This window comes from Nocardioides sp. PD653-B2 (genome assembly GCF_002117935.1).
Classification (GTDB): domain Bacteria; phylum Actinomycetota; class Actinomycetes; order Propionibacteriales; family Nocardioidaceae; genus Nocardioides.
This window is the reverse complement of the sequence record NZ_BDJE01000011.1, coordinates 130400-153978: the sequence shown is the minus strand read 5'-3', so window position 1 is coordinate 153978 and position 23579 is coordinate 130400. Positions and strand designations below refer to the sequence as shown.

Annotated in this window: 25 protein-coding genes; 7 read left to right on the top strand and 18 right to left on the bottom strand. The window is 72.7% G+C overall.

All coding sequences use genetic code 11. The features are described from left to right. Positions 1-18: 18 nt before the first annotated feature. Complete coding sequence (locus PD653B2_RS05710; protein WP_085871363.1) at positions 19-219, bottom strand: hypothetical protein; 201 nt, start codon at positions 217-219, stop codon at positions 19-21. A gap of 51 nt (positions 220-270) precedes the next feature. On the opposite strand from PD653B2_RS05710, the gene PD653B2_RS05705 reads away from it, so the two are divergent. Then, complete coding sequence (locus PD653B2_RS05705; protein WP_207568277.1) at positions 271-945, top strand: hypothetical protein; 675 nt, start codon at positions 271-273, stop codon at positions 943-945. Here PD653B2_RS05705 and menD read toward each other — a convergent pair. Genes menD through PD653B2_RS05690 form a run of 3 tightly spaced genes read right to left on the bottom strand, consistent with a single transcriptional unit; the run spans position 926 to position 4445 of the window. Next, a complete protein-coding gene (gene menD / locus PD653B2_RS05700) occupies positions 926-2506 on the bottom strand; it encodes a 2-succinyl-5-enolpyruvyl-6-hydroxy-3-cyclohexene-1-carboxylic-acid synthase (protein ID WP_085871362.1) in 1581 nt (526 codons plus the stop codon). The two genes, PD653B2_RS05705 and menD, sit on opposite strands and share 20 nt — an antisense overlap. Next, positions 2503-3444, bottom strand: a complete 942-nt coding sequence (locus PD653B2_RS05695; protein ID WP_085871361.1) for an o-succinylbenzoate synthase — start codon at positions 3442-3444, stop codon at positions 2503-2505. Before PD653B2_RS05695 ends, menD begins: the two co-directional genes overlap by 4 nt. Beyond that, positions 3441-4445: an AMP-binding protein gene (locus tag PD653B2_RS05690; RefSeq protein WP_242665150.1), complete on the bottom strand. Its 1005-nt coding sequence runs from the start codon at positions 4443-4445 to the stop codon at positions 3441-3443. The genes PD653B2_RS05695 and PD653B2_RS05690 overlap by 4 nt, the downstream gene beginning before the upstream one ends. Before the next feature lie 101 nt (positions 4446-4546). Between PD653B2_RS05690 and PD653B2_RS05685 the strand changes: the two genes are divergently transcribed. The 3 genes from PD653B2_RS05685 to PD653B2_RS05680 are packed head-to-tail and all read left to right on the top strand — an operon-like array spanning position 4547 to position 5896. Continuing rightward, positions 4547-5422: a 1,4-dihydroxy-2-naphthoate polyprenyltransferase gene (locus PD653B2_RS05685; RefSeq protein WP_085871449.1), complete on the top strand. Its 876-nt coding sequence runs from the start codon at positions 4547-4549 to the stop codon at positions 5420-5422. Between the two features lie 32 nt (positions 5423-5454). Beyond that, positions 5455-5586 carry a hypothetical protein gene (locus tag PD653B2_RS25840; protein ID WP_278247445.1) on the top strand — a complete coding sequence of 44 codons (132 nt, stop codon included), beginning with the start codon at positions 5455-5457 and terminating at the stop codon, positions 5584-5586. A gap of 58 nt (positions 5587-5644) precedes the next feature. Continuing rightward, positions 5645-5896, top strand: coding sequence for a hypothetical protein (locus tag PD653B2_RS05680; protein ID WP_085871360.1), 252 nt, complete (start codon positions 5645-5647; stop codon positions 5894-5896). A gap of 22 nt (positions 5897-5918) precedes the next feature. Here PD653B2_RS05680 and PD653B2_RS05675 read toward each other — a convergent pair whose 3' ends face one another. The 7 genes from PD653B2_RS05675 to hemL form a co-directional block, all read right to left on the bottom strand. Further along, on the bottom strand, positions 5919-6185 hold the full coding sequence (locus PD653B2_RS05675; protein ID WP_085871359.1) for a DUF4229 domain-containing protein: 267 nt from the start codon (positions 6183-6185) through the stop codon (positions 5919-5921). A 93-nt stretch (positions 6186-6278) separates the two neighbouring features. Further along, entirely contained in the window at positions 6279-7553 is a 1275-nt protein-coding gene (gene ccsB / locus PD653B2_RS05670) for a c-type cytochrome biogenesis protein CcsB (RefSeq protein WP_345775743.1), read from the bottom strand. Continuing rightward, a complete protein-coding gene (gene resB, locus PD653B2_RS05665; RefSeq protein ID WP_085871358.1) occupies positions 7550-9136 on the bottom strand; it encodes a cytochrome c biogenesis protein ResB in 1587 nt (528 codons plus the stop codon). The genes ccsB and resB overlap by 4 nt, the downstream gene beginning before the upstream one ends. Next, complete coding sequence (locus tag PD653B2_RS05660) at positions 9133-9894, bottom strand: cytochrome c biogenesis CcdA family protein (RefSeq protein WP_085871357.1); 762 nt, start codon at positions 9892-9894, stop codon at positions 9133-9135. Before PD653B2_RS05660 ends, resB begins: the two co-directional genes overlap by 4 nt. Then, on the bottom strand, positions 9887-10474 hold the full coding sequence (locus tag PD653B2_RS05655; RefSeq protein WP_085871356.1) for a TlpA disulfide reductase family protein: 588 nt from the start codon (positions 10472-10474) through the stop codon (positions 9887-9889). Before PD653B2_RS05655 ends, PD653B2_RS05660 begins: the two co-directional genes overlap by 8 nt. Position 10475: 1 nt before the next feature. After that, a complete protein-coding gene (locus tag PD653B2_RS05650; RefSeq protein ID WP_085871355.1) occupies positions 10476-11159 on the bottom strand; it encodes a histidine phosphatase family protein in 684 nt (227 codons plus the stop codon). Next, on the bottom strand, positions 11156-12484 hold the full coding sequence (hemL, locus tag PD653B2_RS05645) for a glutamate-1-semialdehyde 2,1-aminomutase (RefSeq protein ID WP_085871354.1): 1329 nt from the start codon (positions 12482-12484) through the stop codon (positions 11156-11158). Before hemL ends, PD653B2_RS05650 begins: the two co-directional genes overlap by 4 nt. A gap of 252 nt (positions 12485-12736) precedes the next feature. Here hemL and PD653B2_RS05640 point away from each other — a divergent pair, with 252 nt between their 5' ends. Next, on the top strand, positions 12737-13924 hold the full coding sequence (locus PD653B2_RS05640) for a lytic transglycosylase domain-containing protein (protein WP_085871353.1): 1188 nt from the start codon (positions 12737-12739) through the stop codon (positions 13922-13924). 196 nt (positions 13925-14120) lie between these two features. On the opposite strand, the gene hemB is transcribed toward PD653B2_RS05640, so the two are convergent. From hemB to PD653B2_RS05605, 7 genes are all read right to left on the bottom strand, one after another. Further along, on the bottom strand, positions 14121-15119 hold the full coding sequence (gene hemB / locus PD653B2_RS05635) for a porphobilinogen synthase (protein WP_278247443.1): 999 nt from the start codon (positions 15117-15119) through the stop codon (positions 14121-14123). Further along, positions 15116-16789, bottom strand: coding sequence for a uroporphyrinogen-III synthase (locus tag PD653B2_RS05630; RefSeq protein ID WP_085871352.1), 1674 nt, complete (start codon positions 16787-16789; stop codon positions 15116-15118). Before PD653B2_RS05630 ends, hemB begins: the two co-directional genes overlap by 4 nt. Continuing rightward, a complete protein-coding gene (gene hemC, locus PD653B2_RS05625; protein ID WP_085871351.1) occupies positions 16786-17730 on the bottom strand; it encodes a hydroxymethylbilane synthase in 945 nt (314 codons plus the stop codon). The genes PD653B2_RS05630 and hemC overlap by 4 nt, the downstream gene beginning before the upstream one ends. After that, a complete protein-coding gene (locus PD653B2_RS05620) occupies positions 17727-19019 on the bottom strand; it encodes a glutamyl-tRNA reductase (RefSeq protein WP_085871350.1) in 1293 nt (430 codons plus the stop codon). Before PD653B2_RS05620 ends, hemC begins: the two co-directional genes overlap by 4 nt. A gap of 28 nt (positions 19020-19047) precedes the next feature. Continuing rightward, positions 19048-19725 carry a redox-sensing transcriptional repressor Rex gene (locus PD653B2_RS05615; RefSeq protein ID WP_085871349.1) on the bottom strand — a complete coding sequence of 226 codons (678 nt, stop codon included), beginning with the start codon at positions 19723-19725 and terminating at the stop codon, positions 19048-19050. Between the two features lie 160 nt (positions 19726-19885). Beyond that, complete coding sequence (locus PD653B2_RS05610; protein ID WP_085871348.1) at positions 19886-20137, bottom strand: glutaredoxin family protein; 252 nt, start codon at positions 20135-20137, stop codon at positions 19886-19888. A 4-nt stretch (positions 20138-20141) separates the two neighbouring features. Beyond that, a complete protein-coding gene (locus PD653B2_RS05605) occupies positions 20142-21689 on the bottom strand; it encodes a class I adenylate-forming enzyme family protein (protein WP_242665149.1) in 1548 nt (515 codons plus the stop codon). Positions 21690-21743: 54 nt separating this feature from the next. Between PD653B2_RS05605 and PD653B2_RS05600 the strand changes: the two genes are divergently transcribed. Together PD653B2_RS05600 and PD653B2_RS05595 are read left to right on the top strand one after the other, a co-directional pair. Beyond that, entirely contained in the window at positions 21744-22631 is an 888-nt protein-coding gene (locus tag PD653B2_RS05600; RefSeq protein WP_085871346.1) for an HAD family hydrolase, read from the top strand. 112 nt (positions 22632-22743) lie between these two features. After that, positions 22744-23523, top strand: a complete 780-nt coding sequence (locus PD653B2_RS05595) for a sigma-70 family RNA polymerase sigma factor (protein WP_085871345.1) — start codon at positions 22744-22746, stop codon at positions 23521-23523. Positions 23524-23579 lie beyond the last annotated feature (56 nt).

Sequence of the window (23579 nt, the reverse complement as noted above, 5' to 3'; positions counted from 1 at the left end):
TCCTCCCCGATAATCGGCTCAGGCGGGTTGCGCGACCCAGCGCATCGAGTCGCCCCACCCGAGCTCGCCGACGCCGTGCCGGTCGAGGGCCAGCGCGACCAGGGTGCGCCGGTGGGCGGCGAAGGTCAGCACGTGGGCGATCATCCCGCCGTACGTGAAGACCTCGGCCGGCTCGCAGAGGGCGTCGGCGAACGTGTCGGTGGCGGTGGCGGACGGCATGGGTCGATCGTGGCTCTCCCGAGCGGCGCCGGCTTGATCAGCCTTGCGGTGGTGACGACACCCTACGGTGGCCCGGTGACGTTCCTCTTCGTCCCGAGCCCACTGGTCGGGGCCGCGACCTGGGCACCGGTGGCGGACCTCCTCGGCGGCCCCGTGGCCGACCTCGCCGGCGCCACCACGCCCGCGGCGGTCGTGGACGCGGTGGCCGCTGCGGCGGCGGGCCTCGAGGAGGTCGTGCTCGTGCCGCACAGCAACGCGGGTCTCTACGCGCCGCTGCTGGCCGCGCGGCTGGGTGCGCGCGCGACGGTGTACGTCGACGCGGCACTGGCCGGCGACGGGCCGGACACCCCGCTGGCGCCGCCCCGGTTCCTGGAGCTGCTGCAGGACCTGGCCTGCGACGACGGGCTGCTGCCGCCGTGGACGCGGTGGTGGGAGGACGTGAGCGGGCTCTTCCCCGACGACGCCACCCGGGCCGCGGTCGAGGCCGGCCAGCCGCGCCTGCCGCTCGCGTACTTCACCTCCCGGGTCGAGGTGCCGCCCGGCTGGCTCAGCCGACCCAACGCCTACCTGGCCTTCGGCGACACCTACGCCGACGAGGTCGCCCTCGCGCTCGCGCACGGCTGGCCGCTGACGACGATGCCCGGGCGACACCTGCACCAGCTGGTCGCGCCGACCGAGGTCGCGGGCGCGATCGCCGAGCTGGCGGCTAGGGCCGGAGCGCCCTGATCCGCGCGTCGAGGTCGCGCCGGTTGTCCCGTCGTACGACGACCTCGACGACCTCGATCCCGCCGTTGGGGTTGGCGAGCGCGTGCTCGAGCTCGGCCAGCGCGTCGACCCGCCAGTGGGGGGTGCGGGTCGCGGCGCAGAGGCTCGCGAGGTCGACGTGGTGCGGCGTGCCGAAGAGCCGGTCGTAGCGGTCGGCGTACGCCGGGTCGCCCTGCTCGAGCATCGCGAAGATCGAGCCGCCGTCGTCGTTGACGACCACGATCATCAGGTCGGGCACCGGCTCGTCGGGACCGATGACCAGCCCGTTGCTGTCGTGGAGGAACGTCACGTCACCCATCAGCGCGAGCGCCCGGGAGCTGTCGCGGGCCAGGGCGGCGCCGATGGCCGTCGACACCGTGCCGTCGATGCCGGACAGGCCCCGGTTGGCGATGACCTTGCGGCGCGCGCCGACCTCGTAGCGCGGCACCATCAGGTCGAGGTCGCGGATCGGGCTGGAGGCGCCGACGATGAGGAGTCCCCCCGCCGGGAGGGCGCGCGCGACGGCGCGGGCCACCTCGTGCGGGGTCAGGTCGGGATCGGCAGCGAGCAGCGCGTCGAGGTGGCGCCCGGTCGCGCGGTCGGCCGCCTGCCATTCGTGGAGCCAGGCCGGGTCGTCGGCCTCACGGACACCGAAACCGCCGCGGACGATCTCGCCGTCGTACGGGAAGGCCGGACGGGTCCAGACCCCGTCGGTGCCGGCCACCACGACCTGGACGTCGGTGCGGGCCACCAGGCGGCTCACCGGGCGCGAGAGGGTCGGGTGGCCGCAGACGACGACGCGCTCGATCCGTTGCCCGAGGTCGCCGTCGAGGAGCAACCGGTAGGTGCGCACGGCGTTCTCGCCGGTCCGCGAGCCGCTGCTCGGCTCCGCGAGCAACGGCCAGTTCGCCTTCTCGGCGAGGACCCGGGCCGGTGGGCCGGCGTCGTCGCCGGCGACCACGACGGTGCGGGGGCCGAGCGGCAGCTCGGTGAAGGACACCGGGCGGACGCGGTGCGGGGCCCGGCCGGGCGTCACGTCCGGCGCCCAGGTGTCGTCCGGCAGGAGCGGCTCGTCGAGCTGGACGTTGAGATGGACCGGTGCCAGCACCCCGAGGTCGCGCACCGGGTCGGGGCCGGTGTCCGCGAGGTCGAGCGTCGCGACGAGCGGCCCGAAGATCCCGACCTGGTCGGTGGTCTGGTTGGCGTTGGTGCCGCGCAGCCGGGCCGGCCGGTCGGCGGTGACGACCACCAGCGGGAGGCCGGTGTGCGCGGCCTCGAGGACGGCCGGGTGGAGGTTGGCGACGCCGGTGCCCGACGTGCAGATGACGGCCGCGCGGGCATGGTTGCGGGTGAGCCCGAGGGCGAGGAAGCCGGCACTGCGCTCGTCGATGCGGGTGTGCAGGCGCACCAGCCCGGCCGCGGCGGCGTCGTACGACGCGAAGCTCAGCGGGGCGTTGCGCGAGCCGGGGGCGATCACGATCTCGGTCACCCCGGCCTCGACCAGGGCGGTGACGACCGCGCGGGCCAGCTGGGTGGAGCTCACGACCGGCCATCTTGTCGCACGGCCCGGACCTCGGCCAGCCGGGCCTCCCAGTGCGCGACCCGCGCGGGGTCGGCGCGCACCAGCGACTCGTCGACGACCGGCCGCCGCACGGGCAGCGCGCCGTCGACCGGCAGGAGCGGCTCGGTCACGACGTCGGAGGTGAGCAGCTGGACGGTGGCGAGGCCGCAGGCGTACGGCAGCTCGGGCAGCGCCGCGGCCAACGCGACACCGGCTGCGATCCCGACGCTGGTCTCCAGCGCCGACGACACGACGACCGGCAGCCCGATGTCCTCGGCGATCCGCAGGCACGCGCGCACCCCGCCGAGGGGCTGGACCTTGAGGACGGCGACGTCGGCGGCCTCGAGGTCACGCACCCGGTAGGGGTCGGCGGCCCGGCGGATCGACTCGTCGGCCGCGATCGGCACGCCGACCGACCGGCGTACGACGGCCAGGTCCTCGACGCTCATCACCGGCTGCTCGACGTACTCGAGCCCGCCCGCCGCCCGGTCGAGCAGCGCGATCGAGGCGACCGCGGTGTCCACGTCCCACAGCCCGTTGGCGTCGACGCGGATCCGGCCGTCGGGTCCGATCGCGTCGCGCACCGCCTCGAGCCGCGCCTGGTCGTCGGCGAGCGTCTGGCCGGGCTCGGCGACCTTGACCTTGGCGGTGCGGCAGCCGCCGTCCAGCACGATCCGGTGGGCCTGCTCCGGACCGACCGCGGGCACCGTGACGTTGACGGGCACCGACGTCCGCACCGGCTCCGGCCAGTCCCCCGCGGCCGCCTCCTCCGCGCAGCGCAGCCACGGCTCGGCCACGGCCGCGTCGTACTCCAGGAACGGGCTCCACTCGCCCCAGCCCGCAGGGCCGTGGAGGAGCACGCCCTCGCGGACGGTGATGCCGCGGAAGCGGGTGCGCATCGGGAGGCTGTAGACGATCACGCCAGGTCCTTCAGGGCGAGCCGGTCGGGCTTGCCGTTGGCCAGGAGCGGGATGTCGTCGAGGGTGACGACCTCGCGCGGAGCCCAGGACCGCGGGTGGAGCTCGGCGACCCAGCCGCGGGCCTCGTCGAGCGAGATCGTGCCCACGACGTAGGCGACGACCCGGCTGCCCCACTCCTCGTCGGGCACGCCGAGCACCTCCGCGGCCGCGACGTCCGGGTGCTCGCGGAGCCGGGCGGCCACCGCCGCGGCGGGGACGTTCACGCCGCCGCTCACCACCATGTCGTCGACGCGGCCGAGCACGTGCAGCCGACCGTCCTCGTCGAGCCGGCCCGCGTCGGAGGTGACGAACCAGCCGTCGGCCAGGACCTCGGCGGTGAGACCGGGGTCGCCGTCGTACCCGTCGAAGAGCGTCGGGCCGCCGATCCGGATCCGGCCGTCGCGGTCGAGGGCGAGCGCGACCCCGTCGAGCGCGTAGCCGTCGTAGACACAACCCCCCGCGGTCTCCGCCGAGCCGTACGTCGCCACGACGTGGACGCCGGCGTCCACCGCCCGCCGCCGCAGCGCGGGGTCGATCGGTCCGCCGCCGAGCAGCACGGTGTGGAAGGTGCGGAGGGACTCGGCGTCGGTGTCGAGCAGCCGGTGCAGCTGGGTCGGCACCAGGGAGACGAAGCGCGTGGTCTCGCCCAGGGCGGCGGTCGCGTGGGCGAACGACGCGTGGTCGTCGAGGAGCACCGGCTCGTGACCGGCCACCAGCGACCGGCAGAGCACCTGCACGCCCGCGACGTACGACGCCGGCAGCGCGAGCAGCCACCGGCCGGACGCGCCGAGCCGGCGGGCGCTGGCGTCGACCGAGGCGAGGACCGCGGCCCGGGAGAGGAGCACCCGCTTCGGGGCACCCGTCGACCCCGAGGTCTCGACGGTCCACGGGGCCGGCGCGTCGGCCTCCAGCCAGGCCCGCAGCCGCTCGGTCGTGGCACGCGCGGTCCCGGCTGGATTCACGCGACCGACAGTAGCCGCGTGCTGCCACGGGCCGGTCTCGCGGGCGGCCGAGCGCCACCTGGCGGGCGCCCGGGCGGTGCCGACTGCTTGAATCTCACCTCGTGGCAACTCCTGCAGACTGGCTGGCCGGCGCGCGACCGCGCACCCTGCCCGCGGCGGTCTCCCCCGTGCTCGCCGGCAGCGGCGTCGCGGCGTACGTCGACTCCTTCGTCTGGTGGAAGGCCCTGCTCGCCCTCGTGGTGAGCCTGGCCCTGCAGGTGGCGGTCAACTACGCGAACGACTACTCCGACGGCGTGCGCGGCACCGACGCCGACCGGGTCGGCCCGATGCGGCTGGTCGGGAGCGGCGCGGCGAGCCCGGCCGCGGTGAAGCGTGCGGCCTTCCTGGCCTTCGGGGTGGCCGCGGCGGCGGGCCTGGCGCTCGCGGCGACGACCGCCTGGTGGCTGGTGGCCGTGGGCCTGGTCTCGGTCCTGGCCGCGTGGTTCTACACCGGCGGCTCGAAGCCCTACGGCTACCTCGGCCTCGGCGAGGTGATGGTCTTCCTGTTCTTCGGGCTGGTCGCGGTGGTGGGCACGACGTACGTCCAGACCGAGACGTGGGAGTGGGCCGCGCTGTACGCCGCGGTCGGGGTCGGCGCGCTGGCCTGCGCGATCCTGGTCGCCAACAACCTGCGCGACATCCCGACCGACGTGGTCGCCGGCAAGCGCACCCTGGCCGTGGTCCTCGGCGACCGGCGCACCCGCCTTCTCTACCTGCTGCTCGTGGTCGTCGCCGCGGCCGCGGTGGTGGCGGTCGCGGCCGTGGCCTCGTGGTGCGCGCTCGTCGGGCTCGGGTTCCTCGTGCTCGCCCTCCCGGCGACGCGCACGGTCCTGGGCGGCGCCACCGGCCCCGGCCTGATCCCAGTGCTCCAGCAGACCGGCCTGGCCGAGCTGCTCTGGGCGACGCTGGTTGCGGCAGCCCTCGTCGTGTGTGGCTGAGCCCGCGCCCGGCAGCGACGTAGGCTCGACGCATGCTCTGGTTCATCCTGCTGGTGGTCGTGCTCGCCGTGCTCGCCTACCGCTACCGGGTGCCGCTGCTGGCGAAGATCCTCGGCCAGTCCGAGAGCCGCGTGCACCGGCAGGTCAACCGCCGCAAGGACTGACGTCGGGCCCGGGCCGCACCGTGGTGTGCGGCCGGCTGCTTGGGGGCAGCATGGGCCGATGAGCGAGAAGCCCGCACTGCTGGCCGCCGCCCTCGGGTGGACCATCGCCGTCTACTTCACGATCGCGGGCGCGATCCTGCGTCACGACCCGCCGTCGCCCGCCGAGCTGTCCATCGGCAACGGGTTCTGGGTGCTGGCCGGCGCCTTCGCGATCACCGCGTTCGTGATGACCGCCGTGTACGGCGAGATCCGGGCGCCGCGGCCCCCGAAGGAGCCGCCTCCGGCCCGCGACGACTACGAGGACGTCTGACGCAGCCCGTGCCGTACGACGCTCACGCGTCGTCGGCGTCCTCCTTGGTGCGCATCTCCTCGATCTTCGACGTCATCCGCTCGGCGCGGCGCTCGACGCGCTGGGCGAACCGCGCGCGCGGGATGTTGAGCAGGAAGTAGGACCCGATCCCGCTCACCAGGAACGCGATGATCACCGCCCAGAAGAGCGGTGCCTCCCCGGCGATCAGGAACCACACACCCACCACGATCGCCAGCGAGGCGAGGAACAGCACGATGCGCAGACCGGTGTAGACCCAGAACTCCTTCACGGTCTCAGGGTAGGCCGTGACCAGGCAGCACCTACGCTGGAGGGGTGCTGAAGTTCCTGCTCTTCGTGATCCTCATCGCGGTCGCCGTCTACCTCACGACGCGCGCCATCCAGCGACGCGGCATCGCCCCGGCACCGCGGCGCCAGTCCCCGCCGCCCCCGCGCGTGATGGGGCCCGACGACGACCCGGAGTTCCTGAGGGACCTGGACCGGGAGCGCAAGAAGAAGCACCCCGAGCATCCCGAGGATCCGGAGCAGTAACCGCTCCCGCGACCGAGCCGAGTCGGCGGTGGTTGCCGGAGGAGCGAAGCGGGGACGCCCTCCCGAGCGGGTGTGCTTCTACGCCGACTCCGAGCGTGTCCGCAGTGATCGGAGCCGGCGCGCCGCCGGCGTACGAGTGCTGGCTGGTGGTCGAGAAGTAGTTGATCCCGATGAAGTTGAACCACAGCGTGGCGACGCCGACCAGCGCGAGGATCGCCGCGTTGCGGCCCTTCCAGCCGGCCGTCGTGCGGGCGTGGAGGTAGGCGGCGTAGACCACCCAGGTGATGAAGGCCCACACCTCCTTGGGGTCCCAGTTCCAGTACGACGACCACGCCTGGTGCGCCCAGATCGGGCCGGTGATCAGGACCGCGAACGTCCACACCGGGAAGCCGAAGGCGTGCAGCCGGTAGGCGACCCGGTCGAGGACCTCGAGCTTGGGCAGCCGCGCGACGTAGCCGGTGGCCCGGCCGGGACCGTCGGAGTCACGCGCCGTCGCCCGCCCCTTGACGAGGTACAGCGCCGACGTGATGCCGCCGAGCGTGAAGGCGCCGGTCGCGATGATCGCGGACACCACGTGGATGACCAGCCAGTACGACCCGAGGGCCTCGGTGAGCGGGGCGACCGGGGCGTAGAGCCAGATCACCGCGACCATCAGGACGGTCAGCACGAACGCGACCACGATCGGGGCCATCCAGGCCAGCCGGAACCTGCGGTAGAGGACGACGTAGAGGAACGCGACCACGAACGTGCCGGTCAGCGTGAACTCGTACATGTTGCCCCAGGGCACCCGGTCCGGGTCCGCGGCCATGCCCCGGGCGACCAGCCCCACGAACTGCACCGCGACGGCCAGGCAGGTGAGGAGGTAGCCGAGCCGGCCGAAGATCTCGGTACGGCGGACCGCGGCCGAGTCGTCCTCGCCGTCGGGCCCGGTCGTGACGGCGATGCCGCCGGGGATGTCGGTGGACTGCGTGCTGGCGGCGCCGACCGAGACCGGCACCTTGCGCAGCGAGCTCCACTCGACCAGGTGGGCGAGGAGCGCCAGGAAGTAGACGAGTCCGCAGGCCGCCACGGCCTGGTTGCTGAGGCTCTCCCATGCGGCGTCGGTCACGACTTGTCCTCCGGTTCGGGTTGGGGCGGGCCCTGCAGGGCCCGCACGAGCTCGTCCACGACCACGGCCACGTCGCCGCCGCCGGACCGGTCGAGCGCGGCCACCTCGACCAGTGTGCCGTCACCCTCGCGACGGGCGCGAACCCAGACCCGTCGCGGGCGGATGAAGAGCGACCCGAGCAGGCCGAGCAGGGCGAGCACGACCCCGGTCAGCGCGATCCACTTGCCGGGGGTCTGACTGATCTGGATCTTGGTCCACGTGTCGAGGCCGTCGAAGCTGACCGTGCCGAGCCCGTTGGGCAGCGTGACGGTGTCTCCCGGCCGGAGGTCGATGCGGTACGGCGCGCCGTTCTTCTTGGTCAGCATCGCCGTCCCGGTCTTGTCGAGGCTGTAGACCGACTGGGGGGCACCGGTGTCCATGCCCAGGTCGCCGGTGTAGACGAGCATCGAGACCAGCGGGTCGACCGCGTTGCCGAAGGCCGAGAAGTAGCTGCCGGTGTGCTTCGAGAACGCGACCGTCGGGTAGAACTCGCCCTCCAGCCCGATCTGGGTCGGGTCTGCGTTGGGCGCCTTCACGACGCCGATGGACTGGAAGGTCTGGTCGGTCGGCAGGAAGACCGTCGGTCCGCTGTAGACCTTGTCTCCGTCGCCGTCGCGGATCGTGATGATCGGCGCGTAGCCGTGCCCGATGAGGAAGACCTCGGTGTTGCCGATCGTCAGCGGGTGGTTGACCCTGAGGTCGTAGTCCTTCGACGGCGAGTCCGGCGACTCCTGGTAGCTCAGCTGCGCGTTGAACGCGCGCGCCATCCCGGCCCGCGGTCCCTCGGTCAGCCAGTCGGCGGTGAAGTCGTTGACGGTGAAGGAGAACGGCTCGAGGTCGTCGGCGCTGAAGAGGCTGCCCGGGTCGAAGTCGTCGTACTGCGTGAGGTTGTTGGAGAAGCCGTTGCCGGTCACCAGGATCACGCCGCCCTTGTAGCCGAACAGGCCGCCCATGGCGAAGCCGACCAGCACGATCAGCACCGAGAGGTGGAAGACCAGGTTGCCCACCTCACGCAGGTAGCCGCGCTCGGCGGAGACCGCGTCGTCCTCGAGCGTCATCCGGTAGCGGCGCTTGCGCAGCGCCAGGCGGGCGCGCTCGAGCACCACGTCGAGGTCGTCGGACGTCTGGTACGACGCGTGGTCCGGGAGGCGGGTCAGGTTGCGCGGCGTGACCGGCGGCTTGGCGCGGATCCCGCGCAGGTAGACGAACGTGCGCGGGACGATGCAGCCCACCAGCGACAGCATCAGCAGGATGTAGATCGCCGAGAACCACACCGAGTCGTAGACGGAGAACAGCCCGAGCCGCTCGTAGACCGGCGTCAGCTTCGGGTGGTCGGCCTGCCAGTTCGAGGTCTTGAGCGCGTCGACACCGCTCTGGGGGATGATCGAGCCCGGCACGGCCGCGAGCGCCAGCAGGAGCAGCAGGATCAACGCGGTGCGCATCGAGGTGACCTGGCGCCACACCCAGCGCAGGAACTCCCCGAAGGTCAGCTCGCCGGGACGGCGGTCGTCCTCGGGCGGGCGGGTGCTCAGCGTGGTGCTCATACCGGGGTCTCGGACGTGCTGACGAGGTGGATCTGCAGCCAGGTGACGGCCTGGTCCCACCATCCGGTGAGCAGCAGGACGCCCACGGCAACCAGCATCAGGCCACCGGCCCGCATCACCCAGACCTGGTGGCGCCGTACGAAGGCGAACGCCGCCAGTGCCTTCTCGTAGGCGAGGCCGGCGATGATGAACGGGAGGCCGAGGCCGAGCGCGTAGACCGCCGACAGCAGCGCCCCGCGGCCCGCGGTCGACTCGGTGAAGGCCAACGTGTTGATCGCCCCCAGCGTCGGCCCGACGCACGGGGTCCAGCCCAACCCGAACAGGAAGCCCAGCAGCGGGGCGGCCACGAGACCGACGGCGGGCACCTGGTGCACGCGCCAGTCGCGCTGGAAGAGCGGTAGCCAGCCCGCGAACGCGAGACCGAGCACGATCATCAGGACGGCGAGTACGACGGTCAGCTGGTCCTGCCACTCGACCAGCCGGCTGCCGAGGGCACCGGACGCGGTGCCGAGGACGACGAAGACGGTCGCGAAGCCGAGCACGAACAGCACCGAGCCCAGGAGCATCCGGCCGCGCCGGGTGCCGGCGACGCCGTTGGCGAGGTCGGCTCCGGACAGCCCGGTGGCGTAGGAGAGGTAGCCGGGCAGCACGGGCAGCACGCACGGGGAGAAGAACGACACCAGCCCCGCGATCAACGCGACCGGCAGGGCGAGGATCAGCGACCCCGAGAGGGCGGTCTCCTGGAACCAGTCACCCATCGGTGGACTCCCCGGCAACGTCCTCGACGACATCGAGCAGCGTCCGCTCGGTCGGGATGTCACCGGAGATCATCGCGGCCACCCGGCCCTGCGGGTCCAAGATCACCGTCGAGGGCGTGCTGACGAGGCTGATCCGGCCCGAGAACGCGAGCATCGCCCGGCCGTTCGGGTCGTAGATCGAGGGGTACTCCACCCCGGCGTCCCGAGCGAACGCGAGCCCCTGGCTCTGGCTGGAGTCTCGGATGTTGATGCCGAGGAACTGGGCGCTGTCGCCGAGCTCCGCCGAGGCCTGCGCGAGCATCGGCATCTCGGTGCGGCACGGGCCACAGCCCGACCACCAGACGTTGACGACGACGACCTTGCCCCGGTAGTCGGCCGCGTCGATCGGCTCGCCCGTCAGGGACTCACCCGTCAGGGTGACGGGGTCGCTGCGGTCGGCCTCGTCGACGATCCGGACGTCGCCGTTGCCGCTGATGTAGCCCTTGTCACCGGTGCCACCCAGCGAGGAGCAGCCCGTCAGCAGCAGCAGGCAGGCGAGCGTGGCTCCCGCGAGGGAGCGGACAGCGTGGAGGCGGGACATGTCAGGGACGCTTCTCCTCGGGGGCGCCACCGGCGGAGAACGGCGCCGACTTGTCCTTCACCGGGATCAGGTCTCCGGCGGGCTCCGAGTAGCTCACCTGGGTGATCCGGTCACCGACGAAGTGCAGGGACGTGAGCGAGCACAGCGTGCACTGGCGGCGCCGCGGGTCGTGGAGCTGGCGGCGGCCCTCGACGTGCAGCCGGGTGCTCCAGATCGGCAGCTGGTGGGAGACGATCACGGCCTCGTCGCCGGCCGCCGCCGCACGGGCGTCCTCGATGGCCGCCATCATCCGGGCGACGATCTGCTGGTGGGGCTCGCCCCACGACGGGCGGGCCGGGTTGTAGAAGTGCCGCCAGATGCGGGGCCGCTTGATGATCGACCACGGCCCCTGGCTGAAGCTCAGGCCCTCGAGCTTGTTGGCCGACTCGATGACCCGCTCGTCGGTCACGATCTCCAGGCCCTTGGCCGCGGCCAGCGGCCGCGCGGTCTCCTGCGCCCGCTCCAGGGGCGAGACCCGCAGGTGGGTGATGTCGCGGTCCTTGATCGCGTCGGCGACCTTCTGGGCCATCTGGTTGCCGAGCTCGGAGAGGTGGAAGCCGTCGCGGCGCCCGTAGAGGATGCCCTCCGGGTTGTGCACCTCGCCGTGCCGCATCAGGTGGACGATGGTGTCGGGGGTCTGGCTCATCGGGTCTCCAGCTCGGGGGCCTGGGCGGCGGCCGCTGCCCGGGCGGCGCCGGGCAGGGCGTCGAGCACCGTCTGCACGGCCCGGTCGTCGTGGGCGGAGGACAGGAACCACGCTTCGTAGGCCGACGGCGGCAGGTAGACGCCGCTGTCGAGCATCGCGTGGAAGAAGGCGGCGTACGCCGCGCTGTCGGTGCGCGAGGCGTCGCCGAAGTCGCGCACGGTGCCCTCGGCGAAGAACACCGAGAACATCGTGCCGGTGGCCTGGACCGTGTGGGCGACCCCGGCCGTGCTGAGCGCGTCCGCGGCGGCGGCCTTGATCGTGTCGGCCGCGGCGTCGATGTGGGCGTAGACCTCGTCGGTGGCCAGTCGGAGGGTGGTGAGGCCCGCGGTGGTGGCGATCGGGTTCCCCGACAGCGTGCCGGCCTGGTAGACGGGCCCCTCCGGCGCCAGCCGCGACATGACGTCGGCGCGGCCGCCGAACGCCGCGGCCGGGAAGCCGCCGCCCATCACCTTGCCGAAGGTCATCAGGTCGGGGCGCCAGCCCTCGACGGCCCCGTCGAGGCCCCACTGCCCCAGCTTCGAGGCCCGGAAGCCGGTCATCACCTCGTCGCTGACGAACAGCGCGCCGTGGCGGGTGCAGGTCTCGGCGAGGAACGCGTTGAAGCCCGGCTCCGGTGGCACGACGCCCATGTTGCCCGGGGCGGCTTCGGTGATCAGGCACGCGATCCGGTCGCCGTGCTCGGCGAAGACCTTCTCGACCGCGGCCCGGTCGTTGTAGGGAAGCACCAGCGTCAGCGCGGTCGAGGACTCCGGCACGCCGGGGGTTCCGGGCACGGCGAAGGTCGCGAGGCCGGATCCCGCGGAGGCCAGCAGCGAGTCGACGTGGCCGTGGTAGCAGCCGGCGAACTTGACGATCACGTCGCGGCCGGTGAAGCCGCGGGCCAGCCGGATCGCCGACATGGTCGCCTCGGTGCCCGAGGACACGAAGCGCACCCGCTCGACCGGCGCCCGCGCCACGATCTCCTCGGCCAGCTCGACCTCGGGCTCGGTGGGGGCGCCGTACGACGTGCCGCGCGCGACCGCCGCGGCGACGGCGGCCTGGACCTCGGGGTGGGCGTGGCCGAGCAGCATCGGGCCCCACGAGCAGATGAGGTCGACGTAGTCGTTGCCGTCGACGTCGGTGAGCCAGGCCCCGCTCGCGGACCGGATGAACCGGGGGGTGCCGCCGACGGCGTTGAACGCGCGCACCGGCGAGTTGACGCCACCGGGGGTCACGGCCCGGGCGCGCTCGAAGAGGGCGCCGGACGCGGCTGTAGTCGGGCTCACCGGCTCATTGTCGCCGAGGGCCCCAACCCGCAGTCGCGCAGGTGCGCCGCGACGCCACCGGGAGGTGGTCCAGCCCACTTTGCAGACGGTGCGCGTTTCGCCGTCATGACCTGCGGGAATGACCGTTTCGGGGATACCAGCAGCAGCCGGGTGAGCCCGACGTACCGTAACTGGTGGTGGAGCCCCTCGTTAGGTCAGTCACACCGGCTTGAGGGAGCCGGGTTTCACCGGGAGCTAGGGAGAGAACTCACGATGTCGACAGCGAGATTCGGTCGCGGCCAGAAGGCCATGGCCCTCGTGCCACTGGCACTGCTCTCGGCCGCCTGGACGGCCAGCCTCGCCGGAGTCGGTGTGAGCACGGCATCGGCGGACACGGCTCCCGACACCACCCTCCCCGACGGCACGTCCGTCCCCACCCAGGCCATCAAGGCCCCGGCCAGCGTCTCGGTCGCCGGCGGCGTCGCGCCGGGTGTCCACGGCTCGACCGAGCAGGTCGTCTCGAACGTCTCCACGTCCGGCATCCCGGCCGCCGCGCTCGCGGCCTACCAGCGCGCCGAGACCGTCATCAACTCCGCAGACCAGGGCTGCCACCTGTCGTGGCAGCTGATCGCCGCGATCGGCCGGGTCGAGTCCGACCACGGCCGCACCAACGGCAACTCGCTGGACAGCAAGGGCGTCGCCCAGCCCGGCATCTACGGCATCGCCCTCGACGGCAGCCACGGCACCACCCGGATCTCCGACACCGACGCCGGCCAGTATGACGCCGACGCGAAGTTCGACCGGGCGATCGGCCCGATGCAGTTCATCCCGTCGACCTGGTCGGTCGTGGGCGTCGACGCCGACGGCGACGGCCAGCGCAACCCGCAGGACATCAACGACGCCGCGCTCGCCACCGCCGTCTACCTCTGCTCGGGCAGCGACGACCTCAGCACCACCGCGGGCCAGGAAGGCGCCGTCTACCGCTACAACCACAGCCAGTCGTACGTCGACCTGGTGCTCTCGATCATGAACGCCTACCTCGAGGGCGAGTTCACCTCGGTGCCCAACGGCACCACCTCGGCCGGCTACGCCGTGCCGGCGCTGCCCGTCACCCACAACGGTGGCACCAAGCACCACCACCAGCAGCCGCACCACCAGCAGACGAACAACGGTGGCGGCGGTGACCAGCCGACGGAGCAGCCCACCGCGCCGCCGACCCAGGAGCCCACCGAGCCGACCTCGCCCAGCACGCCCGGCGGCGGCGGTGGCGGTGGCGGTCACCTCCCGCACCTGCCGAGCCCCAGCCTGCCGCCGCTGCCGTCGACCTCGGTCCCGCCGGTCGACCAGCTCCTGACCCACGTGCAGGCCGTCGCCCAGTGCACGCTCGAGGGCTACGTCGACAACATCCTCAAGGACGACGACCCGTTCGACCAGTGCGTGTACGACTACACCCACCGCTGATCGCTGACCCGTCGCTTGCGCACGTCCCACGTCGCTGACCCGTCGCTTGTGCACGTCCCACGTCGCTGACCCGTCGCTTGCGCACGAGGAGGCGCGACCGGTCGACGGACCCGTGCGTGCGTAAGCGACGGGTCAGCGCAATTTCGCTGTGCGTAAGCGACGGGTCAGCGCAATTTCGCTGTGCGTAAGCGACGGGTCAGCGCAGCAGACGCGCGACCTCGGCGGCCCAGTAGGTCAGCACGATGTCGGCACCGGCCCGGCGGATCGAGGTGAGCGTCTCGAGGATCGCCGGCTCGCGGTCGATCCAGCCCTGGGCGGCAGCGGCCTCGAGCATGGCGTACTCGCCGGAGACGTTGTAGGCGGCGACCGGGACGTCGACGGCGTCGCGGACCTGGCGCACGACGTCGAGGTAGGGCAGCGCCGGCTTCACCATCACGACGTCGGCCCCCTGCTCGACGTCGAGGAGCGCCTCGCGGACACCCTCGCGGGCGTTGCCGTAGTCCTGCTGGTAGGTCCGGCGGTCGCCCTGGAGCGAGGAGTCGACAGCCTCGCGGAACGGGCCGAAGAACGCCGAGGCGTACTTCGCCGAGTAGGCGAGGATCGAGACGTCGGTGTGCTCGGCGGCGTCGAGGGCGGCACGGATGACCGCGACCTGGCCGTCCATCATCCCGCTGGGCCCGACCATGTCGACGCCGGCGTGGGCCTGGGCGCGGGCCATCTCGGCGTACACCGCGAGGGTGCGGTCGTTGTCGACCCTCCCGTCGGGGGTGAGCACCCCGCAGTGGCCGTGGTCGGTGAACTCGTCGAGGCAGAGGTCGCTCATCACCGTGAGGGCGTCGCCGACCTCGGCCACCACGTCGGTGATGGCGAGGTTGAGGATGCCCGACGGGTCGATCGCGCCGGAGCCGGTGGCGTCCTTGTGCTCGGGGATCCCGAACAGCATCACGCCGCCCAGCCCGAGGTCGGCCGCCTCGGCCACGGCCTCGAGCAGCGTCGAGCGGGTGTGCTGGACGACGCCGGGCATGGACGAGATCGGCTTCGGCTCGTCGAGCCCCTCACGCACGAAGAGCGGCAGCACCAGCTGGCGCGCCTCGAGCGACGTCTCGGACACCATCCGCCGCAGCGCCGGCGTCGTGCGCAGGCGTCGTGGCCGGACCGTCGGCCCGACCACCGCGGCAACGGGCGGCTCGGTCACTGCGACGAGGTGGCCCGGCGACGAGCCGACGGCTTGCGGTCGGACGGCTTCGTGACCGGCTGACCGGCGTCGACCATCCCGGCCCGACGGGCCGCACCGAAGTCGGCGAGCGCGTCGACCAGCTCGTCGACGTCCGGCTTCGCGGCCAGCACGTCGACCCGCAGGCCGTGCTCCTCGGCGGTCTTGGCGGTCGCGGGGCCGATCACGGCGATGATCGTCGACGGGTGCGGCTTGCCGGCGATGCCGACCAGGTTGCGCACCGTCGACGACGACGTGAAGACCACGGCGTCGAACTTGCCCGTCTTGATCGCGTCGCGGGTCGGCGCCGGCGGCGGGGCGGCCCGCACGGTGCGGTACGCCGTGACGTCGTCGCACTCCCAGCCCAGGTCGATCAGGCCGGCCACGAGGTTCTCGGTGGCGATGTCGGCGCGCGGCAGGAAGACCCGGTTGATCGGGTCGAGCAGCTCGTCGTACTCGGGCCAGTCCTCGAGGAGGCCGGCCGCGGACTGCTCGCCGGAGGGCACCAGGTCGGCACGCAGGCCCCAGGCGGCGATCGCCTGCGCGGTCTTGTCGCCGACCGCGGCGATCTTGAGGCCCGAGAAGGCACGCGCGTCGAGGCCGTACTCCTCGAACTTCTCGCGCACCGCCTTGACGGCGTTGACCGAGGTGAAGGCGATCCACTCGTAGCGGCCCTCGACCAGGCCGCGGACGGCCTTGTCCATCTGGAGCGGGTTGCGCGGGGGCTCGACGGAGATGGTCGGGACCTCGTCGGGGACGGCGCCGTAGCCGCGCAGCCGCTGCGAGAGCGACCCGGCCTGCTCCTTGGTGCGGGGCACCAGGACCCGCCAGCCGAAGAGCGGCTTGGTCTCGAACCACGACAGCGTCTCGCGCAGGTCGACGACGTTGCCGACGACGACCACGGCGGGGGGCGACATCCGCGCGGCGCGGGCGTCGGCCGCGATCCGCTCGAGCGTCGACGTGACGGTGGCCTGCTCGGTGGTGGTGCCGACGCGGGTCATCGCGACCGGGGTGGTCGCGGGGCGGCCGGCGGCGATCAGCGCCTTGCTGATCTCGCCGATCTGCCCGACCGCGGAGAGCAGCACGAGCGTGCGGTTGTCGGCGTACTGCGTCCAGTCGACCTTGTCGCCACAGGTCACGACCGCGACCTCGCGGTGGTCCTTGGTGGTGAGCGGGATGCCGGCGTACGCCGGGACCGCGCTGACCGACGAGACGCCGGGGACGATCTCGAAGCCGAGGCCGGCCTTCACGCAGGCCTGCGCCTCCTCGGGACCGGAGGCGTAGAGGAACGGGTCACCCGACATCAGCCGGACCACACGCAGGCCGCGCTTGGCTTGCTTGACGACCACCTTGGCGCGGGCGGCGTGGGTGAGCGGCTGGCCGTCCTCACCGAAACCGCCGTCGACGAGCTCGGGCCCGGCGTGCGGGGTGGGCTCGTCACCCTCGGCCGTCTCGACGTCGTACGTCGGGAGGCCGAGCAGCAGCCGCACGAGCGTCGCGTGCTCGGGCACCTCGGTAACCACGACGTCAGCCTGCTTGAGCAGGTCGGCGGCGCGCACGGTCAGCAGGCCGGGGTCACCGGGGCCGCTGCCGACGAACGACACCCAGCCTCGGGTGGCTCCCGGGGTGGTGGTGGTCTTGCCTCGCGTCATGCGTTCTGCCTCTTGTCTATGTCCGTGAGTCGAGCTGCACCGTCCGCGAGCATCTCCCTCGCGAGCCGGGTTCCGACGCCCTCGGCGTCGGCAGGGTCTCCGGTCGCGGACATCCGCACCGCGAGACCCCCGTCGGGTGACATGGCCACGGCCCGCACCCAGATCTCATCGCCGTCCTCACCCTCGACCACCTCGGCCAGCGCGCCGATCGGTGCGGAGCACCCGCCTTCGAGCGTGGCGAGCACGGCCCGCTCCGCCCGGACCGCAGCCCGGGTGTGAGGGTCGTCGAGCCGCGCGAGCTCCCCCGCGAGCTCGTCGTCCGACCGGCACTCGACCGCCAGCGCACCCTGCCCGGGGGCAGGGAGCATTTGGAGGGGGTCGAGCACCTCGGTCGCCTCGTCGAGGCGACCGATCCGGGCCAACCCGGCCCGCGCGAGAAGCACTGCGTCGTACTCGCCCGCACGGACCTTGCCGATCCGGGTGTCGACATTCCCACGAACGCCCACGACGTCCAAACCGAGGCCGAGGGCGTGCAGCTGTGCGGCGCGCCGCGGCGAGCCCGTGCCGACCCGGCTGCCCACGGGCAGCTCGCCCAGGCTGAGCCCGTCACGGGCGACGACGACGTCCCGCGGGTCCTCGCGGCGCGGTACGGCGGCCAGGGTCACGCCGTCGTGGGGATAGGTCGGGAGGTCCTTGAGCGAGTGCACGGCCACGTCGACCGCGCCGCTGAGCAGCGCGTCGCGCAGCGCGCCGACGAAGACGCCGGTGCCTCCGCTCTCGACCAGCGGGGTGCCGGCGTCCTGGCTGCGGTCGCCGTCGGTGGTGACCTCGACCAGCACGGCCTCGCGGCCCAGCCGGGTGCGGATCAGCTCGGCGACCGTCCCGGCCTGGGTGGTCGCGAGCAGGGAGCGGCGGGTGCCGACCTTGACCGGGGCCGTCATGTGAGTCCCTCGGGGCGGGTGACGGCGTCGACGGCCTCAGGGTCGAGCGCGAACAGCTCGGCGAGCGCCGCCGCGTAGGAGACCGCACCAGTCTCGTTGGCCAGCTCGCGGACCCGGACGGTCGGCTGGTGCAGCAGCTTGTCGGCGACCCGGCGCACGGTGTGGAGCACCTCGGCGCGGGCGGAGTCGTCGAGGTCGGGCAGGCGGCCCACCAGCCGCTCCATCTCGGCGTCGACGACGGACGTGGCCATCGACCGCAGCGCGACCACGGTCGGGGTGACGCTGGCCTGGCGGCGGGCGGAGAGGAAGGCCGCGACCTCCTGGGTCACGATCCGGCGCACGCCCTCGACCTCGCGCCCCGCGTCGGAGTCGCGCAGCTCGTCGGCCAGCTCGGCCAGGTTGATCAGGGTCACCCCCGGCAGCAGGCCGGCCGCGGGGTCGACGTCGTGGGGAAGTGCCAGGTCGACGATCGCGAGCTGGCGCCCGTCGGCGGTCGCGGCGGCCACCATCTCCGACGTCACGAGGACGCCGGTCGACCCGGTGCAGGAGACGACCACGTCGGCGAGCGCGAGCTCGGCCTCGAGGTCGGCGAGCAGTGCGGCCCGAGCGCCGTACTGACCCGCGAGGCGGTCGGCGTTGCCGGCGGTGCGGTTGGCGACCGTCACGCTGGCGGCGCCTCGACGAGACAGCGTCGCGGTGGCGAGCCCGGCCATGGCGCCGGCGCCGAGCACCAGCGCCCGCATGCCGCTCAGGTCGCCGACGGCGGTGTGGCTGCGGTCGAGCGCGGCCGAGACCAGCGACGGCGCGGCCCGGTCGATGTCGGTCTCGGCGCGGGCCCGCTTGCCGACCCGGAGGGCCTGCTGGAAGAGCACGTTGAGGGCCGGGCCCACGGTGCCGATCTCCTGGCCCGCGCTGAGCGCGTCGCGGGTCTGGCCCAGGATCTGGCCCTCGCCGAGCGCCATCGAGTCGAGCCCGGCGACGACCTGGAAGAGGTGGGACACGGCGCCGTCGTCGTAGTGGACGTAGAGGTGCGGGAGCATCGCCTCGGTGGCCTCGCCGGCCCGCTCGATGAGCAGCCGCGACACCTCCTCGACACTGCCGTGGAAGCGGTCGACGTCGGCGTAGATCTCGAGCCGGTTGCACGTCGAGATGACGGTCGCCTCGGTCACGTGCTCGCACGCGGCGACGTCGTCGATGAGCTTGTGGACGCCGTCGGCGTCGAGCGCGACCTGCTCCAGGAGCGAGACCGGAGCCGACTTGTGGGAGATCCCCACCACCAGGACGCTCATGCGGCCCTGCCTCGATTGACTCGCGCGCTCATGCCGACGCCGCCTTCCGCTGCTCGTGATAGGCCAGGATCTGCAGCTCGATCGACAGGTCCACCTTGCGTACGTCGACCTGGTCGGGGACGTTCAGCACGGTCGGCGCGAAGTTGAGGATGCTGGTGATCCCGCAGGCGACCATCCGGTCGGCGACGTCCTGCGCGGCCAGCGCGGGCGTCGCGATCACGCCGATGGCGACCGCGTGGTCGCGGACGATCTGCTCGAGGTGGTCGAAGGGACGGACGTCGATGCCGGCGACCACCTCCTCGTGCCGGGCCGGGTCGGCGTCGAGCAGGGCCACGACCCGGAAGCCGCGGCTGCGGAAGCCCGAGTAGTTGGCGAGCGCCTGGCCCAGGTTGCCGATGCCGACGATGACCACGGGCCAGTCCTGGGTCACGCCGATCTCGCGGGCGATCTGGTAGCGCAGGTAGTCGGTGTCGTAGCCGACGCCGCGGGTGCCGTAGCTGCCGAGGTAGGAGAGGTCCTTGCGGAGCTTGGCGCTGTTGACGCCGGCGGCCGCGGCCAGCTCCTCGCTGGAGCAGGTGCTGGTGCCCTGCTCGGAGAGGGTGGTGAGCGCCCGGAGGTAGATCGGGAGTCGCGCAACGGTGGCCTCGGGGATGTCCCGGGCGCTCTCGGGTGAAGTCCGTGCGGTCACTGCGTGTCTCGTCTCCATGCCAGGGGCTGGGCCGTCGTCGGGCACGAGAGAAGCGACCCCGCTGCGCACCCGGCGGCTCGATCACTGTAGGAGTTTGTGAACGCGAGAACAAACCGAGACGGGTCGGTCCGGGCCGTGCTGCTAGCACATGTGAGATGAGCCACGCCGAGCGGGTCGGTCAGCGGCCGGGTCCGGCCCCCAGCGCAGCGCGGAGCCGACCCTCGTCCACCCGCCAGAAGTCGTGCTGGCGGCCGTCGACGAAGGTCACCGGGACCTCCTCGCCGAAGCGCTCCCGGAGCCCGGGGTCGTCGTCGATCGAGACCTCGTCGTACTCCTCGCCCAGGTCGGCGCAGACCCGCTCGACCACCTCCCGGGCGGTGTCGCAGAGATGGCACCCCGGCCGGGAGTAGAGCGTGACCCGGGCGGTCACCCGCTCACTCCAGCAGCCCGAGCGTCCGGCGACGCTCGATGCCGCGGAGCCGGCCCTTCTGGACCTTGCCGGTCACGGTCTTCGGGAGCTCGTCGACGACCTCGATGCGGCTGGGCTGCTTGAAGCGGGCCAGCCGCACCTCGCAGTGCCGTCGTACGGCGTCGGCGATCGCCTCCGGGTCGGCACCGGGCGCCCGGACGTAGGCGACCACGGCCTCGCCGGTGAGCGGGTCGTCGACACCGATCACCGCGACGTCCGCGACGCCGTCGACCTCCTCGATGACGTCCTCCACCTCGACGGGGTAGACGTTGAAGCCCGAGACGATCACCAGCTCCTTGAGCCGGTCGACGAGGAACAGGTCGCCGGACGCGTCGAGGAACCCGACGTCACCTGTCGACCACCAGCCCTCGTCGTCGGGCCCGCCGGCCCCGTCGGGCCAGTAGCCGCTGAAGAGGTTGTCGCCGCGGATCTGGATCTCCCCCGGGTCGACGCCCTCGGGCGTCCGGCCGGACTCGTCGACGAGCCGGATCTCGACGCCGGGCAGCGCGGCGCCCACCGACCCGACCTGGGGCACGACGCTGCACAGGGTGCTGGTGACCACCGGGGACGCCTCGGTCAGGCCGTAGCCCTGGTGGACCGGGATGCCGGTGCGCTCGGTGAACCGCTCGACGAGCTCGGTCGACAGGGGCGCCGAGCCGGAGAGCATCAGCCGCACCGGGCCCAGGTGCTCCGCGAGGTGCTCCTCGTCCTGCCAGTAGGCGAAGACCGGCGGCGCGATCGGGATCACGCTGCACGCCTCGTCGTCGATGAGCGACAGGGTCTCCTGCGGGTCGAAGCGGTCGACCAGCACCAGCTTGGCGCGGTGCCGCAGCACCCCACCGAGGACGGCGTTGAGACCGTAGACGTGGAAGAGCGGGAGCACGCCGAGCACCACGTCGTCGCCGTGCATCATCGGAGGCTCCACCCGGGCGACCTGCTCGATGTTGGCGAGCAGCGCGCGGTGGGTGAGCATCGCGGCGCGCGGCCGGCCCGACGTCCCACTGGTGTAGAGGAGCGCCGCCAGCTTCTCGGGGTCCTGGAGCGGCGGGACCGGCCGGGCCGGCATCGCCCGGAGCTGGTCGTAGGAACGCTCGCCCGGCCGCAGCGTCGCACCGATCGCCACGATCCGCGGCGGGGCCTCCCGGGACTCGAGCGCCTCGCGGACCGCGACGACCGTGTCGGCGTCGGTGACGACCATCCGCGCACCCGAGTCCTCGACCATCCGGCCCAGCTCGCCCGGCGTCGACCGCGGGTTGACCGGCACGGCGACGGCCTGCGCCCGCAGCACCCCGAGGTACGTCGTGACGAACTCGATCCGGTTGCCCACGGCGATGAGCACCCGGTGCCCGCCGACGATCCCGGCGGCACCGAGCCCGGTGGCGATCCGCCCGACCTCGTCGTCGAGCTGGGTCCAGGTCATGCTGCGCCCGCCGGCCTCCACGAGGGCGAGCCGGTCGGGGTGGTCGGCGGCGGCCTCGCTGACCAGCTCGGCGACATCGCGCATCCCAGACATGGGGGGATACTTCCACACCCACCGGCGTGCCTCCCGACGGTCTACCCTGCCCCTGTGACCCCGCCTGTCGACAAGCGAGCCCGGCCGCGCAACCTGCAGGCCCGGTCCACGCTCGCCGGCGAGGCCGCCGCCGCGGCCGCCGAGGTGGAGTCCGCGCTGCTGCCGCCCCTGGACTCCGAGGCCGCCGCGTTCTTCGACGTCGACAACACGGTCATGCAGGGCGCGAGCATCTTCCACTTCGCGCGCGGCCTGCACCGGCGCAAGTTCTTCACCACCGGCGAGATCCTCGGAGCCGCCTGGAAGCAGGCGTACTTCCGCCTGGTCGGCGTCGAGGACCCGGAGCACGTCGCCGAGGCCCGCGCCTCGGCCCTCAGCTTCATCGCCGGGCACACCGTGACCGAGCTCCAGGAGTTGGGCGAGGAGATCTTCGAGGAGGCGATGGCGCACCGGATCTGGCCCGGCACCCGCGCCCTCGCCCAGATGCACCTCGACGAGGGGCAGCGGGTCTGGCTGGTCACCGCCGCGCCGATCGAGATCGCCACGATCATCGCCCGCCGGCTCGGTCTGACCGGGGCGATGGGCACCGTGGCCGAGCACGTCGACGGCGTCTACACCGGCCGCCTGGTCGGTGACATGCTGCACGGCCCCGCCAAGGGCGAGGCGGTCAAGGCGCTCGCCGCGCGCGAGGGGCTCGACCTGCACCGCTGCTCGGCGTACTCCGACTCCTACAACGACCTGCCGATGCTCACGCTCGTGGGCGATCCCTGCGCGATCAACCCGGACGCCAAGCTCCGCGCCCACGCCAAGGAGCAGGGGTGGCGGATCCACGACTACCGCACCGGCCGGAAGGCGCTGCGCGCCGGGATGGTCGTCGGCGCGGTCGCGGGCGCCGCGACGGGCACCGTCGCGGCCGGCCTGGCGCTGCGGGGCCGCCGTCGCTGACCGGTCACCGGAGCGCTCCGACGTCCTTTTACCGGACACGGTTCCCAGAGGAGTAACTCGCGTTTACGATGGGAAGGCTTCGGGGGAAGCATCCGGGAGGGGTTCCATCACCATGTCGAGGGACGGGCACGACCTGACGCGCGGGCTCGACGCCCTGCGCGCGCTCGTGGCCCAGATCCTCCTCGTCGAGCAGCCGGCGACTGCCGGTGGCCCGGTGCCTCCGCGCCTGTTCACCGAGGCCGTCACGAGCGGTCGGGCGACCGAGTCGACCTCGGCGGCCGGCGGGCCCCACGGGTACGACGACGCCGAGCTGGCCGCCTCGTCCGAGGAGGACGAGGCCGACCGGACCCGGCTGATCGCCCTGGTCGAGCTGGCCCGCAAGGGCGACTCCGAGGCGTTCGGCCTCCTCTACGACCACTACCAGTCGTCGGTCTACCGGTTCCTCTTCTACCGGACCCGCTCCAGCACCCTCGCCGAGGACCTGACCTCGGAGACGTTCTTCCGCGCGCTGCGGAGCATGAACAACTTCCGCTGGCAGGGCAAGGACTTCGGCGCCTGGCTGATGACGATCGCGCGCAACCTCGCGACCGACCACTTCAAGGCCGGCCGCACCCGCCTCGAGATGACCACCGAGGACATGGGGTTGCACGACGACGCCACCGAGGGCCCCGAGTCGATGGTGCTGGCCGGGCTCACCAACGAGATCCTGCTGAAGGCCCTCACCGAGCTCCCGCCCGAGCAGCGCGACTGCCTCGTCATGCGGTTCCTCCAGGGCATGAGCATCGCGGAGACGGCCGCCGTCCTGGGCCGCAGCGACGGGGCCGTGAAGCAGCTCCAGCTGCGCGGGGTCCGCAACCTCGCGAAGCTGATGCCGGAAGGGCTCCGGGACTGATGCGCACTCGCGATGAAATCGCTTACGTAGCGACCCACACGCCCGTAACTTCGCCA